We start from the raw sequence: 14,599 nt of genomic DNA, 5'->3' as shown, positions 1-14,599 counted from the left end.
AACACTATGTATGGTTCTCGTCATGTTCCGCATTACTCCTGGTCTCGCGGCCTTTTTTCGTACCGCTGAGACAACTCCGGCAGCCCCCGATCACGTGGAGGCCGGACAGTGACCGCCACCGCGGCAGCGTCGTCGAAAAGTGCGCGCCGACCAGAATTTCTCGCGGATGTGGAGCGTGCGCGAGCCGCATTCGCCGGCGGCAGGACTCGCCCGCTCTCCTGGCGCACCGCGCAATTAGAAGGTCTGCTTCGATTCATCGATGAAAGCGAGTCCGAAATCGCGGCGGCGATCGCCGCCGATCTCGGTCGCAGCCCGATGGCGACATTTATGGCCGATATCGGGCCCGTCCGGCACGAGATCCGGCACACGTTGTCGCAGCTGGCGAAATGGGCGCGGGCCACGCCGGTGCGAGTGAGCGCCGCGACCGCGCCCGGCAAGGCGTGGTCCCTGCCGGAACCCAAGGGCACCGTGCTCATCCTGGGCACCTGGAACTTCCCGCTGCTGCTGACGGTGCAACCGCTGGTGAGCGCTTTGGCCGCGGGAAACACCGTGCTGCTCAAGCCGTCCGATCTCGCCGGCGAAACGGGTGCCCTGCTCGCCCGTCTCCTGCCTCGCTATGTCGACCCCGAGGCCGTACGGGTGGTGCTCGGCGACGGCAAAGTCAACCGTGCGTTGCTCGAACAGCGCTTCGACCACATCTTCTTCACCGGCTCCACCGTGGTCGGCAAGGCCGTGATGACCGCAGCGGCCAACCATCTCACTCCGGTGACCCTGGAACTGGGTGGAAAAAGCCCGGTGATCGTCACCGCCGACGCGGATATCGAGGTGGCGGCCCGCCGGATCGCCTGGGCAAAATCGATCAACTCGGGCCAGACCTGCATCGCGCCGGACTATGTACTCGTGGAGGACGCGGTCCGGCCGCAGCTGGTGGAGCGGCTGCTCGTCGAACTGTCCGCGCACGGCGCGAACGACACCACCCATATTGTCAACGACCGTCACCTCGATCGGCTCGCCGGTGCGCTGGCCGGCCATGGCGGGGAGCAATTCGGTGGTGTGATCAACCGCGACAAGCTCGCCATTACCCCGGCGCTGGTGACGGATCCGGATCCGGACTCCGAACTCATGCGCGAAGAGATCTTCGGGCCCATCCTCCCGCTGTTGTCCGTTCGCAGCGTGCGAGAGGCCGTGGACTTTGTGAACCAGCGTCCGAAGCCGCTCGCCCTCTACTTGTTCACTTCCTCTCGGGATACCGAGCGCACCGTGCTGGAGCAGACCTCTTCGGGGGCGGTGGTGGTCAACCATCTGCTGTACCACCTGCTGGTGCCGGAGTTGCCCTTCGGCGGTGTCGGTGATTCCGGTATGGGCAGCTACCACGGCAAGCACGGGTTCGATACCTTCAGCCACCACAAGGCTGTGCTGCGCAAGCCGGCCCGGCCGGATCCGTCCGCCGCCTATCCGCCCTACGGCACCGGGATGCAGAAGGTGTTGCGACGGCTCATGGGCTGAATCCGCACCCGTCGAAACCGTTCGCTCCGATCTGCCCACATGGAGGTGTGCAGTGAGTATTTCCGTATCCGGGGGGCTGGCACAGCGCGTCCGTGGCTCGTTCGAGTCCCGCGTGCTGAAAAGCCTTGCCACCCTGGGCAGATCGGCCCGCCTCGGCGCCGACGTGGCCCGCTTCTCCGTTGCCGACACCCTCGCTGGGCGCCTTCCGGTAGGGGAGGTGATCGAACAGATGTGGAAGCTGTTCAAGGTGACCGCGCTGCCCGCGCTGCTGATGGCGGTGCCGATCGGCGCCGAGGTGTCGGTGCAGGTCGGCGGTGTCATGGACCAGGTGGGCGCCAATTCGCTGGCGGGGGCCGCCAGCGGCCTGGGCGTGGTGAGTCAGGGCGCGCCCATGGCGGCCGGGCTGCTGATGAGTGGGGCCGCGGCCTCCACCATCGCTTCCGATCTGAGCGCCCGATCCATCCGTGAGGAAATCGATGCGATGCGTGTGATGGGAGTGAATCCCGTTCAGCGTCTGGTGGTTCCGCGCTTCGTCGCCATGGTGGCGATCGCCCCCGCACTGTGCATTCTGATCGTCGCTGCCGGCGTTGCGGCGGGCCTGATCATCTCGACGAACGTCAACGGTGTGGTGCCGGACAGCTTCTGGCAGTCCTTCGGCGCCTTCGCCACCCCGGTCGACTTGCTCTTCTCGGTGCTCAAGGCTTTACTCTTCGCGATCATTGTGGTCACGATCGCCAGCCTGCGTGGCCTCGAGGCCACCGGTGGCCCGAAGGGGGTGGCCAACGCGGTCAACGCCTCGGTGGTGCTGAGTGTCTTCTGCATCTTCATGACGAACCTGGCCGTGAGCCAGCTGCAGAACATGTTCTTCCCGGCGAGGCTTGCATGAGTATCGACAACCCGCCGTATCCGCTCGTGCCGCCCGGACGGGCCGTCCGCGCCCTCCGCGCCCTCCGGCGCTCCCTGCTCGACAGTCTGGCCGAGCTCGGGCAGATCATCACCTTCATCTGGAAAACCTTGGTGTACCTGCCCAAGACGGTGCGCCATTACTCCAAACAGACCCTCAAGACCATGAACGATATGGCGTGGGGCAGCGGTTCGCTCATCATCGACGGTGGCGTGCTGAGCCTGATGTTCTTTCTCGGTATCGCGGTCGGTGCGGTGGTCGCGATCCAGGCGTTCATGGCCTTCGATCTGCTGGGTTTCGGGGCACTGACCGGAATTATCGGATCGTTCGGCAATATCCGGGTCATCGCCCCGATCATCACCGGTATCGGGTTCGCCGCCCAGGCCGGCTGCCGGATGACCGCGGAGATCGGCGCCATGCGGATCTCCGAGGAGATCGATGCCACCGAATCCATGGGCCTGCAAGCCATTCCGTTCGTGGTCGGAACTCGCCTGATCGGTGGCATGCTGGTGGTGCTACCGGGCTACCTGATGGCGATCGTGGTCAGCTTCTTCACCGGCGGATTGATTATCAAAATCGGGTACGGCCAGCCCGCCGGCACGTACGACCACTACTTCGCCCAATTCGTCAACCTCGGCGATCTCGCCGCTTCGGTGGGCAAAGCGCTGCTGTTCTGCGCCGTGGTCACCATGATCCATTGCTACTACGGATATTTCGCTTCCGGCGGACCCGCGGGCGTCGGAATCGCGTCGGGACGAGCCATCCGGGCCAGCCTGGTCGCGATCGTCGTCCTCAATTTTCTGATGACCGTTGCCATCTGGGGTCTGAACCCGGAACTTCCTTTCAGGGGCTGAGCATGGCCAGACATATTCATCAAGATTTCGTCCGAGGTGACGGACACCGGCAGCTACGCATGCTGGTGCTCTGCGGTAGTGCCGCGACCGTCGTCATGCTGATCGCGGTAGCCGCCGGCTTCTGGGCCTACCCGAAAGCGACCGCGCCCTCCGGGGTCCGGCTGCAGCTGGTGGTTCCGGCCCTGGGCCCCGGTCTGGAGTCCGGCTCCAAGGTGCTGGTCCGGGGCGCCGCGGTCGGTGAGGTCACCGACGTGACCTCGCTGGATTCGCGCACGGCCGGCGTCTCGCTGGTGCTCGACCAGGGCATGGCCGCGATCCTGTCCGACAGCCTCGAGGTCGATTTCCGGCCGGAGAACTACTTCGGAGTGACCGCCCTGAACCTGATCGAACGTCCCGGTGGCGCCGCCCTCACCGACGGTGCGGTGCTGCACCGCACTCGGGCACCGGACTACACCATGTCCACGATGCTGGAGCAGGTGTCGCTGGTCGTCGACGGCACGCTGACCGCCGATATGATCGCCACACTGGACGAGGTCATGCGCTATGCCAACGGTCTGGCGCCGTTGATCCGCGCCGGTATCATCGTCGCCGACCAGGTGTCGCGCACACAGCAGCATCTGCCCACCGAGTTGCTGGTGCGCACCAACGACCTGCTGGCGGAGCTGCCCGCCTTCAGCCGAGGTGCGGCCGAGGCACTGTACGCGATCTATCACAGCGCCTACAACAAGCTGCCCGACGGCAGCACAGGCGTCGACGAAGCCTTCATGAACGAGACAGATCAGGCGCTGATCCTCGCGGCCACAGACCTGTTCGGCCTGGCCGGCTCGCTGCTCGCCTCACACGACACCGAGCTGATCCCGTTGGTCACCTCGGTGGACGAAGTGGTCGCACCGCTGCCCGGACTGCTGGGCGGGGGCCGGCTGGCCGAGATCCATGCCGTTCTGGACGGGCTGGAGTCCGCCTTCACCGGGACGCCGGAGCAGAAGACCCTGCAACTGCGCGTGGTCCTCGACGACGTACCCGCGATCGCCGGGCCGCTGGCACAACTCGGCGCCTTGCCCAGCGCAGCACAGGGAGCCCGCTGATGACGACCCGACGTGGCTTGATCTGGGCAGCGACGAAGCTCGTCGCCGTTGCCGTGGTCACAGTGCTGCTGTTCATCATCGTGCTCAATGCCATGCGCAATCCGGTGGAGCAGAGCACTCGCGCCTACACCGCCGACTTCTCCGATGTGTCCGGCCTCCGGGAGAACGCCGATGTCCGCCTGAAGGGGCTGCGCATCGGGAAGGTCACCGGGGTCGATCTCATCGCCGGCCGCGACGGTGCCGAGGCCCGGGTCAGCTTCTCGATGGACCGCGAATACGAGCTGGCCGACACCACGGTGCTGGCGATCAAGTACCAGAATCTGACCGGTGCCCGTTTTGTCGACGTAGCCTTCGCCGACCGGGCCGGTAACCCTGTCGACTATCTGCCCGCGAGCGCCACGCGCGGCTCCTTCGACATCACCGCCCTGTTCAACGGCTTGCAGCCGGTGTTGTCGACGATGAACACCGAGCAGATCAACGCCTTCGCGGAAAACGCGATCGCCGTGCTCGAAGGGGACGGCAGCGGGCTGGGACCGATGCTGGAGAGCGCGCAACAGCTCGCCGCCTATGCCCAGGACCGCCGGCAGCTGATCGCCACGATGACCGCCAATGTCGCGCGGATCGCGGACTCCATGGGCGGCCGCTCACCGTATGTCATCGAGTTTCTGAAGGCCATGAGCCTGCCCATCAGCAACGCGCTGACGGTGCTGGACGAGTTTCCGAAGACCGCCTCGAGCGGCCCCGCGCTCGTCGAACCGATCGAGCGGCTGCTCGCGGCGCTGGGTTTCCGTGACGACCTCGATATCGACGCGCTGCTGACCCAGGCCTTCACAAATGTCGGCGCGGCCGTCGATTCCTTGCGGCTGATGCCGGGTGCGCTGGCCGGGTTGCAGGTGGCGCAGCACCGGCCCGAGAACGCGGGCTGCAGTAACGGCCGGGCGACCCTGCCCGCTGATATAGAGCTTTTGCTCAACGGGAGTGAGGTCGTGCTGTGCAACGCACAATGAGCCGGTCGCGGACTCGGTTGCGTGATCGTGCCGCGGCGGTCTGGGGTAACGACGTGTTGCTCGGCACCGCGGTCGTGGTCGCCGCGATGGTGCTGGTCATCGGATTCGCCGGTTTGTACCTGCGCCCGTTCGGTCAGCAGACGATCACCTTCGAGACCACCGATGCCTCGGCGATCGAGACGGGTCAGGATGTGCGGGTCGCCGGGATCAGCGTCGGCAAGGTCACCGATATCTCCATCGGCGCCGATTCCGTCACGGTTCGCACCCGGATCGACGACGCGATCCGCATCGGGAATTTGTCCCGTATCGAGGTCCGCATGCTGACTCCGGTCGGCGGTTATGCGGTGACACTGATACCGCTGGGTACCGAAACCGGCACGGCCGCAATCCCGGTCGATCGAGTCGTGGTGCCGTACTCCATCGGTGATGTTCTGCAGAGCTCCCCGACAGTCACCGACGAGGTCGACACCTCGGTCATGCATGCGAATCTGCGGCAGGTGGCCCAGGCGCTGGAGGGAAACTCCACCTCGCTGCGCACCATCGTCGACGGAATGAACGCGGTCACGGGGGTGCTCGACCAGCAGCGGCTCCAGATCCACCAGATCGCCGGGCTGGCAGCCGAGTACCTGCATACCTTCAACGTCAACCGCGGCTTCGTATTCGAGCTGATCGGCAAGATCGACAGCGTACTGACGACCTATCACAACAACTCGGCGGGCTTCAACTACGCCTACCACCTGCTGGGCAGCGTGTTGTCGCGACTGCAGCCGATGATGGCGTTCTACCTCGGCCATTCCGAGGAAGTCTTCGCCCAGGTCCGGAACCTGCAGGGGTTGGTCACCGAGTTGCAACAGCATCTCGCACCGGCCATCGACAACCTCACCGCGCTGCGTACGCAGCTCGAGCAGTGGCTCACCCCGGCCGGTATGGCCGAGTTCGGCGGCGGAGTCCTCACCAATTCCCTGTGTATCCCTATGCCCGGGCGGGAGTGCTGATATGCGGTTGCCGAAACGAACCACGTTCGTGTCCCTCGTGCTGACCACGGCGGCGGCGATCTTCGCCGGTACCGTCCCGAACTACTCGGGAACAGCTGCGGCCGGCGACGGTGAGCCGGTCGGCGGTGGCGCGGGATACTGCGTCGATATGCCCGACGCCATCGGCCTCTATCCCGGGAATCCGGTGACCCAGATGGGGTTCCGGGTCGGCGAGGTCGAGACCGTGCAGCAGCGGGGCGATCACGTCCGGATCGAGTTCGCACTCGATGACGGGCGCCGGTTCCCAGCGGATGTCAGGGTTGTCACCCGATCCAAGTCGCTGCTCGCCGACCGCAGTGTGGAGCTGGTCGGAAACTACACCGCGGGGCCGGTGTTACGACCTGGCGAGTGCGTGCCCCTGCAACGCAGCTTCACTCCCAAGAGCATCTCCGAAATCGCCGGATCGGCTGCCGACTTCATCGACGCGCTCTCCGCCGCCGGCGACGACAGTGTGCGGGGGTCGATCACGGGTGCGAGCGCTGCCCTCGACGGCACCGGTGCGGCTATGAGCGCCATGCTCAATCACGCCGCCGCGGCAGCGGCGGGTCCTGACCAGGTCACCGCCGATATCGGTGCCTCGATCATGAATATGGCGCCGCTGACCGAGAACGCCCTGCGAGACTGGAACCGCATCGGATCCATTCTCGACCAGATGCCACAGGTTGCCGCCGAAGCCACCGAACTCTTCGGCTTCGTCGCCCGCTTCGACCGCGGACTCGGCTGGCTGGTCGCCACGATTTACGATATCCAGCGCAAATACGGTGCGGAACTATGGCCGTTCCTGCACGGTCCAGTCGTCGATGTGATCCGGCTGGCCGCCACTCGCGCGCCGGATCTCGCCCACCTCTACGGAACCATTCCGTCGATCGTTACCGCGGTACACCAGCAGCAGCAGGTCGCGGGCGGGCTGTCATTGCCGTACCGCCCGCCGGCGGTCCCGGTCGATCCGGGCCTGTGCCGGCTGCTGGGCCCACACTGCGCGAACAACGAATTCGCGCCCGGTACCACGAATCTCCTGTCCCTGATCCTGTGGAAGGCGGCGGCGTGAAAGCCTCGGAAATCGTTCGCGCACTGCGGGTCTCCGCGGCGGCGGCGCTCGCCGTCGGCACGCTGACCGTGGCCGGATGCTCGCTCGGCCCCGATGATCTGCCCTCGGTGCGCTCCGGTGTGGGCACCGACTACACCGTCACCATTCGCTTCGACAACGTCATGAATCTGCCTGCGGGTGCCGATGTGCTGCTGGGTGGGCTCCGCGTCGGCCAGGTTCAGGGGCTGGCTGCCTCCCCGGACGGCATCGACGTGACAGTCGGGTTGAGCGAGACCACCAAGGTACCGGCCGACGCCGGCGCCATCATTCGCCAGAACACCCTGCTCGGCGACACCTACATCGCGTTGACCCCGAATGCCGACCCGAACCCACAGGCCGGATTCCTCGAACCCGGCAGCTTCGTCCCGGGGGAGCGCACCACGTCGCCACCTCAGCTGGAGGACACGATCGCGGTGCTGGCCTACTTCGTCAACGGCGGCAGCATTCAGAAGATGCAGGACACCATGGCCACACTCAACCGGACCATGCCCGCCCTGGATGACGTGCGGAAGATGGCGGCCACCGTCGCCGTGGACCTGGCCGACCTGGCCGCCGGCACCACGGAGATCGACCGGCTGCTCAACGGCCTCAGCGATACCGCGACAGCGGTGAACGACGGCGCCGGGCAATGGCAAGCGGTCTTCAGCGAAGAGGGTGCCCACTACTGGCACAATGTGGCACGCGCGGTCGTCGCCCACATCAGCACCCTGTTGCCGTCGGTGGGTTCGATCTTCGTGGGCGGGCTGTGGCTCACCCCGATGTTGAACAGTCTGGCCGATACCGCCGAATCCGGCCGGGGCATCTGGGAGGACGCGCCGGGAACGACGGTGCGGCTGAACAACTTCCTGCGCACCACCCTGCTGCCGTTCGCCCAGCGACCGGCGGTGAACGTCACCTCGGTGAGTACCGGCGACGGTGCCGAACTGATCGACGACGCGACCTCCATTCTGCGGCTGCTGGGAGCTGTTCGATGATCACCCGAACTCGGATCTCGGTCCTCGCCATGGTGGCGCTCACGGCTCTGTCGCTGCTCTACATCCAACGTGTGGGTCTTGATCTGGATCGGCTGCGTGATACGCGCTCAGCGCAGCTGCTCGTGCCGGATACCAACGGTATCCTGGTCGGCTCCCGGGTCCTGCTCCGTGGCGTATCGATCGGCAAGGTGACCGATATCGAACCGGTCGCCGACGGTGTCCGGATCGGGCTGAGTTACGACGAAAGCGACCCGATCCCGGTCGAGAGCTGGTTTCGGGTGGACAACCTGTCCGCGCTCGGTGAGGCTTACATCTCGGTGCTGCCGGAGACCGCCGACGGCCCCTATCTGGCCGATGGCGCCCGGGTCGATAGCGACCGGGTCTCGGTGCCGACCACCTTCAAGGAACTCTCGGCGCGGCTGGCGCATCTGCTTCAGCAGGTCGACCCCGGGCAGGTGCGGCAGATCTTCGACACCCTCGACGTCGGCCTGCCCGACGGAGTAGCGGTGATCGGTGATCTCAACCGGGCGGGCAGCCTGCTCGCCGCCGAATTCACCCAGCAGACCGACAGTCTGGTCACCCTGCTCAGCACGCTGCAACCGCTGCTGATGAAAACCGCTGGAGTCCCGGCGAGCATGGCCGCCACCAGCCCCCAGCTGGCCGGATTCGGCACGGGGTTTCAGGACCTGCTGAACTCGGTGCGCGACGCCATGCGGCGCGGTCCGCTGCTCGAGGGCATCCGCGACGGTGCCAGCCCGCTGTTCGGCGAATTACAGAAGTTCCTCGACCTTGCCGCCGCCGATCTCAACATCATCGGTGTGAACCTGCTGCCTGCCGCACAGTCCGGCGGCGCGGCCCTGCGCACGGTCGACCTCGGCAGACTGCTCGGCCAACTCGTTGCGGCCACCGAGCCCGGGGGCGCCGTCACGGTGCACATCCCCGGAACCCCGAAATAGTAACCCTCCCGGAAGGAGCAGGTTGATGCCGGAGAAGTCATCGGCCACCGCGGTCATCGACACGGACGACGAACAGCACATGGAGGCTGCACCCGACACAGCGCGTACCCGCCGTCCGGTGACCGATCGTGCCGTCTCGGTGCGTGCCGCCCTCGCGGTGCTGGTCGTTGTAGCGGTTGTCGCAGTCGTCGGTGTTGTCTCCTGGCAATGGCGTTCCGCCGCAGCGGAACTCGGGAGTCGGGACACGGCGGCCGCCGATCGGCAGCACGCCGAGCAGGTCGCCCTGGACTACGCCACCGGTGCCGCCCAGATGAACTTCGAGAACCCCCAGGAGTGGCGAGCCCGGTTGACCGCCAACACAACCCCCGAACTGAACGATCGCCTCACCAAAGCTGCGACGTCCATGGAACAACTGATCGGTCCGCTGCAATGGTCGTCCAGCGCCCACCCGATCGCCGCGAAAGTCGAGTCCGAATCCGGCGGAATCTTTCGAGTGATCTGCTTCGTCGACGTTCTCACCAAGAATGTCCAGGCGCCCGAGGGTATCCAGTCGACAGCGACCTACAAGCTCAGCATCGACAGTGGCCGGAATTGGCTCATCGCCGAGATCAGCGGAATCGATGCGCCCCTCGGCGGCGCAGCTCCGCGCTGACCTGGGTATTCGACTCGAGAAAGGGATTACTGTGGGCGTCGAGGTGAGAACCGAAGGGGTGACAAAATCCTTCGGATCGCAGAAGATTTGGCAGGACGTATCGCTGACACTGCCTTCCGGTGAGGTCAGCGCGTTGCTCGGGCCCTCGGGTACCGGTAAGTCGGTGTTTCTGAAGTCGCTGATCGGGTTGCTGCGCCCGGAGCGGGGGTCGATCTATATCGACGGGGTCGACATCACGACCTGTACGAACAAGCAGCTCTACGAGATCCGGAAGTTGTTCGGGGTGCTGTTCCAGGACGGTGCGTTGTTCGGGTCGATGAACCTGTTCGACAACGTGGCATTCCCGTTGCGGGAGCATACGAAGAAGCCCGAGTCCGAAATCCGCGGAATCGTGCTGGAGAAGCTCGAACTGACCGGCCTGCTGGGGGCCGAGGGCAAGCTTCCGGGTGAGATCTCCGGTGGTATGCGCAAGCGTGCCGGGCTGGCGCGGGCGCTGGTGCTGGATCCGCAGATCATCCTGGTCGACGAGCCGGACTCGGGTCTGGATCCGGTGCGCACTTCGTATCTGTCGCAGCTGCTGATCGATATCAACGCGAAGATGGACGCGACGATCCTGATCGTCACCCACAACATCAACCTGGCACGGACGGTTCCGGACAACATCGGCATGCTCTTCCGCCGGCAACTGGTGACGTTCGGCCCGCGTGAGGTGCTGCTGACCTCCGAGGAGCCGGTCGTCAAGCAGTTCCTCAACGGCCGGATCATCGGGCCGATCGGTATGTCCGAGGAGAAGGACGAAGCGCAGATGGCGCGCGAGCAGGCCATGGTCGACGCAGGCCACCATCACGGTGGCGCCGAGGAGGTCGACGGCATCGTGCCGCAGATGCGCGCCACCCCGGGCATGCCGTTGCGCCGGGCGGTGCAGCGGCGGCAGGAACGGGTGCGCGAGATCATGCACACCATGCCGCACGCCGCGCAGATCGCCATCCGCGCCGACTTCGATGATCAGAACACCACCGCCGACGCCCCCCTCCGGACGGCTGCGTTCGGCTGAACGCCGACGAGCGAGAGGACACGACACAGCAAGCGCGCCGCGGTCGAGAGCAAGGTTTCCGCGCAGTCGACCCCTGGCCTCTGGATCGCACTCCGACTCCTCGGGATTGCACATTCTTTGGACTCCCATTCGAATATCAAACCGATTGATACAGCAGCATCGAACTTGGTAAGCAATTCCAGGAGCAGCAAGTTGTAGGGTTCGATGCGGATCTCTTGCCGTTGAGAGGGTGTAAACAGTTCGACGAGAACTTGCACATCGGCGCCCTTGCCATGGCTGGCAAGAGAGGTCGGTTGCGCCCGCGCCCGGACTGCGAAAATCTAGGATTCGAGTGTGATCCTGACGGCCGAACAACGCTCTCCGGGTCGAGGTTCGCAGACCGGCTTGCAGGACAGAGATCCGCTGAGGTGGGAGTGTGCTGTGATCGGGTCCGGGAGTCCGGAACTCGCGGAGCTGGCCGATCAGATCGTCGCTCGGCTGCGTGAGCTCGTGCCGGACAGACGACGCCGGTTCGAGGCCGCGTTCGCGATGACCGTTGTCGCCGAATCGGCGCTGTTCCTCGCCGATGACGGCGACCATCCGGTCCGGTGTCAGGTGTCCGATGCGGTGTGGGACTTGGTACGCCGGCATCGAACGCTGTCTGCTGCCGTCGAGAACGGGCCGTGGTGGCGGCTGGTGGTGCATGTCGATACCCATGGGGCCGAGGTCGCCACCGATCGGGGCGCGGAGCCGTTTCCCGGTGAGCAATTGTTCGCGCCGCAGGCGTATCTGGCGGATCTGGAACGGTATCCGCGTAGCAGGCTGCCCGTGTGGCTGGCCGCCTACATCGGACGCGGTGAACCCCAATCGAGGTCACCGCGCGCGGCCGCGGACGGCGTGCGCGCTGATCGGAGTGCGGGCGTGCAGGCCGCCCCGGTGATCGGCGAATTGCCGGATCTGGCGGTGGTGTGGGCCCGGTGGGCGGTGCTGGCCGCGGCCTTCGTGGCGGCCGGATCGGAACGAGGCCCGCGGATCGGCCCGTCGGTCGGCATCTTCGAAAGTTCGGGACACAGCGGTTCGACGTTGACGCTGCTGCCCGGCGACCGTGCGGTGCTGTCGGGCGGTGTCTGGGATGCGCCGGTCTTGGAAGCCGCCTACAACGGGCACGACGCGATGCCGAAATTATTCGCCGGAGCGCCGGATTGGGTGACCGACCCGGTGCTCAACCCGCGCGTGATGACCGGCATGCTGTCGTTTTGTTACTGGTGGGATCAGGGACAGTGGTACCGCGGCGAATCCGCTCCGATGGCGGAATGCGCGCCTGCGTTGCCCGCCGTGTGGACGGCCGATACGGTGGCGAAAGTGGTGGCGGGCGTGCTGGACGGCCCGACGCCGGATGCCGCTGAAGTGTTGGTGTCGGCTGCGCAGGCCGCGGCGGTGACCCGCGCGGCGATCGCGCAAGTTGTCGGTGCGGACGCCGAGGTCGATATCGACGGTGCCCTGTTCCAATTCGTGCTCGCCGATCTGGTCGCCGGTGACATCGTGGGGATCCGGGAAGAAGAGGCACTGAACCTCGTCCGTGATCACATCCGCAGCCGGGGTTACGACACGACCGGTTTCCCGCTCTCGACGTTGCGGGCCGAGCGGATCAGCGTGGGCTGGATGGTGCGATCACCGGTGCCGGATGGTGAGATCGCGCTCGACCGGGCGGTCTTCTATGTCGCAGACGATGGTGTCGTGGAGCGGTCGAGCTCGTCGGTGCCGCTGTCCGCGTTCATCACCGATCTCGAGCGCCGGTTCCGGCTGCGGACCGGCGGACCGATGTCATCTGCCCGAGGTGGGAGATGAGCGGCGAACTGCGACTGGACTTGGATAGCCTGCGCGAGCGCGGCGCGCGGCTGGCCGATATCGCCGACCGGGTGCAGCAAACACACGCCGGGCTGCGGTACTGCTTGCAGCAGGCGGAAGGCAGCTTCGGCGACGACTATATGGGGCGCACCTTCGCCGAGCAGTTCACGCCGCGCGCCGAACAAGTGGTTTCCACCGTGCAGGCCATGGCGGAAGGAATGCGCAGTAACGCGGCCGGAATCATCAGCGCCGCGAACGACTTCGGTGCACAGGACACCGACAGCGCCGCGCGCGTGGCCGGGGCTGCCCAGGATACGGGCCCGGCACCGGCCGGTCGCGCCGAGTCGCCCCCGGCGGGTACGGTGGGCCCGCAATCGCCGGTCGATGGACCCCGGCCGAACCCGCCCGATCAGGCCGCGGTGACGCCGGAGCAGAATTCGCCGGTGTATCCCGCCGGCGGGCCACAGAGTCGGAGCACCGACCAACTCCCGGCCGGTGGGCACAACCGGCCCGGTAGCGCACCGGCACCGGACGGATCCCCGGGGCGAGCCGCTGCGGACAACGGACCACGGTCCGAGTCGCCGTGGAGTCGTTCCCGGCCCGAAACCGGTCCGGCGAGCAACCAGGCGACCGGCGCCCCGGGCGGGCGGTCCGGACCGGCGGTGCCGCCACCGTCCTCCGCGGTCTCACCCCCGCCGGTAGCAGACCCATCGCGTAATACGCCCCAGACGCTGGGAAGACCGTCCGGCAGCCCCGTCGCAGGGCCCGCGGGACGGGCCGGAGCCCCGTGGACCGAGACGCCGCCCCGCGCGCCCGGCCAACCCGGGATGCCGGGCTCCCCTGGAAACGCTGGAAGGCCCGCAAACACCGGGCAGGCTCCGCAGCAAGGTCCCGCACGACCGAACTCACCGGCCGGTGACAATGGCCGCGACCGTGATCGGCGCGGCGGCCGCGAGCGGTCGCCGGCCGATCCGGCAATCGAACGGCTGGCACGCGAATTGGCCGAGCGGCACGGCGTCGAGGTGACAGGTTTCGATGCCCCCGATCTTCAGCTCGCGCCGGTACAGGAGTTCGTGACCGCGGTGGACCGGGTCCTCACCGACTACCCGATGATCGTGCTGGAGACCGTGGCGGTCGCCGAGCTCGAGGACGAGCTCGGCACGGTGCGGTGGGCCGGTGCGCTGCCGGACAGTGAAGGTGATGCCCGGTCGATTACCCTCGACCGGCGCGCCGCGCAACAGCCGCAGCCACCTGCCCGATCATCCCGGACACCCGCACACCCGCAGGACGCCACCGCCGATACCGAGGAAACGGGCGAGACGATACAGCCGGATATTTACACGGCCACCTTGCGGGCCTTCGGCCGGGCTTTCGACGCCGCCGGTGGCGGTGTCGCACATCGGCGGGCGCAACGCGTCCTGATCTCGGAGTACCTGAACACCCAGCCGCGCCCGCGCCCTGCGCTGTCCGAGATGGTGCGCGGCTACCGGGAGTGGCGTGCCGAGTTGTCCGGGAATGCCACGGAACGAGGCGGATTCGATGTGGACGAGGCGCTCGCCGTCGCGTTCGCCGAGGTGGTCCAGCACGGCGAGGAGGCCGGTATTCAGGCACGACTGCTGCATGCGGTGCTGGTCGCCGCGGCCACCCGGCCGGGGTAGG

13 protein-coding genes are annotated in these 14,599 nt (G+C 66.4%); all 13 read left to right on the top strand.

Features of this window, described 5'->3' with window-relative positions:
* The first annotated feature begins 108 nt into the window (after positions 1-108).
* The 13 genes from IEY68_RS15245 to IEY68_RS15185 all read left to right on the top strand — a co-directional run bounded on the left by IEY68_RS15245 (position 109) and on the right by IEY68_RS15185 (position 14,598).
* Positions 109-1,506: an aldehyde dehydrogenase family protein gene (locus IEY68_RS15245; RefSeq protein ID WP_062997389.1), complete on the top strand. Its 1,398-nt coding sequence runs from the start codon at positions 109-111 to the stop codon at positions 1,504-1,506.
* Positions 1,507-1,582: 76 nt separating this feature from the next.
* Positions 1,583-2,392, top strand: a complete 810-nt coding sequence (locus IEY68_RS15240) for an MlaE family ABC transporter permease (RefSeq protein WP_373292979.1) — start codon at positions 1,583-1,585, stop codon at positions 2,390-2,392.
* On the top strand, positions 2,389-3,264 hold the full coding sequence (locus IEY68_RS15235) for an MlaE family ABC transporter permease (RefSeq protein ID WP_062997391.1): 876 nt from the start codon (positions 2,389-2,391) through the stop codon (positions 3,262-3,264). The genes IEY68_RS15240 and IEY68_RS15235 overlap by 4 nt, the downstream gene beginning before the upstream one ends.
* Positions 3,265-3,266: 2 nt before the next feature.
* Positions 3,267-4,349 (top strand): MlaD family protein, encoded by a 1,083-nt coding sequence (locus IEY68_RS15230; RefSeq protein WP_062997393.1) that lies wholly within the window; start codon positions 3,267-3,269, stop codon positions 4,347-4,349.
* On the top strand, positions 4,349-5,356 hold the full coding sequence (locus IEY68_RS15225; protein WP_062997395.1) for an MlaD family protein: 1,008 nt from the start codon (positions 4,349-4,351) through the stop codon (positions 5,354-5,356). The genes IEY68_RS15230 and IEY68_RS15225 overlap by 1 nt, the downstream gene beginning before the upstream one ends.
* A complete protein-coding gene (locus IEY68_RS15220; RefSeq protein WP_308434970.1) occupies positions 5,341-6,351 on the top strand; it encodes an MlaD family protein in 1,011 nt (336 codons plus the stop codon). The genes IEY68_RS15225 and IEY68_RS15220 overlap by 16 nt, the downstream gene beginning before the upstream one ends.
* A 1-nt stretch (position 6,352) precedes the next feature.
* Positions 6,353-7,438 carry an MlaD family protein gene (locus IEY68_RS15215; protein ID WP_062997399.1) on the top strand — a complete coding sequence of 362 codons (1,086 nt, stop codon included), beginning with the start codon at positions 6,353-6,355 and terminating at the stop codon, positions 7,436-7,438.
* Positions 7,435-8,451, top strand: coding sequence for an MlaD family protein (locus tag IEY68_RS15210; protein WP_229718797.1), 1,017 nt, complete (start codon positions 7,435-7,437; stop codon positions 8,449-8,451). Before IEY68_RS15215 ends, IEY68_RS15210 begins: the two co-directional genes overlap by 4 nt.
* Positions 8,448-9,407 carry an MlaD family protein gene (locus tag IEY68_RS15205; protein WP_062997401.1) on the top strand — a complete coding sequence of 320 codons (960 nt, stop codon included), beginning with the start codon at positions 8,448-8,450 and terminating at the stop codon, positions 9,405-9,407. The genes IEY68_RS15210 and IEY68_RS15205 overlap by 4 nt, the downstream gene beginning before the upstream one ends.
* 25 nt (positions 9,408-9,432) lie before the next feature.
* Positions 9,433-10,059 (top strand): hypothetical protein, encoded by a 627-nt coding sequence (locus IEY68_RS15200; protein ID WP_189094302.1) that lies wholly within the window; start codon positions 9,433-9,435, stop codon positions 10,057-10,059.
* 31 nt (positions 10,060-10,090) lie between these two features.
* Positions 10,091-11,113: an ABC transporter ATP-binding protein gene (locus tag IEY68_RS15195; protein WP_189094301.1), complete on the top strand. Its 1,023-nt coding sequence runs from the start codon at positions 10,091-10,093 to the stop codon at positions 11,111-11,113.
* Positions 11,114-11,533: 420 nt separating this feature from the next.
* Positions 11,534-12,940, top strand: coding sequence for a hypothetical protein (locus IEY68_RS15190; protein ID WP_062997404.1), 1,407 nt, complete (start codon positions 11,534-11,536; stop codon positions 12,938-12,940).
* Complete coding sequence (locus IEY68_RS15185) at positions 12,937-14,598, top strand: hypothetical protein (protein WP_062997406.1); 1,662 nt, start codon at positions 12,937-12,939, stop codon at positions 14,596-14,598. Before IEY68_RS15190 ends, IEY68_RS15185 begins: the two co-directional genes overlap by 4 nt.
* Position 14,599: the final 1 nt, after the last annotated feature.

The sequence above is a fragment of the Nocardia jinanensis genome, assembly GCF_014645735.1.
GTDB classification, from domain to species: Bacteria; Actinomycetota; Actinomycetes; order Mycobacteriales; family Mycobacteriaceae; genus Nocardia; species Nocardia jinanensis.
Note: the sequence above shows the minus strand (reverse complement) of the source record. Positions and strands in the feature narration are given on the sequence as shown.

Bases quoted from the DNA above. Each gene is read 5' to 3' on its own strand.
- IEY68_RS15235 (WP_062997391.1), top strand. From the start codon at position 2,389: ATGAGTATCGACAACCCGCCGTATCCGCTCGTGCCGCCCGGACGGGCC.
- IEY68_RS15230 (WP_062997393.1), top strand. From the start codon at position 3,267: ATGGCCAGACATATTCATCAAGATTTCGTCCGAGGTGACGGACACCGG.
- IEY68_RS15225 (WP_062997395.1), top strand. From the start codon at position 4,349: ATGACGACCCGACGTGGCTTGATCTGGGCAGCGACGAAGCTCGTCGCC.
- IEY68_RS15215 (WP_062997399.1), top strand. From the start codon at position 6,353: ATGCGGTTGCCGAAACGAACCACGTTCGTGTCCCTCGTGCTGACCACG.
- IEY68_RS15205 (WP_062997401.1), top strand. From the start codon at position 8,448: ATGATCACCCGAACTCGGATCTCGGTCCTCGCCATGGTGGCGCTCACG.
- IEY68_RS15200 (WP_189094302.1), top strand. From the start codon at position 9,433: ATGCCGGAGAAGTCATCGGCCACCGCGGTCATCGACACGGACGACGAA.
- IEY68_RS15185 (WP_062997406.1), top strand. From the start codon at position 12,937: ATGAGCGGCGAACTGCGACTGGACTTGGATAGCCTGCGCGAGCGCGGC.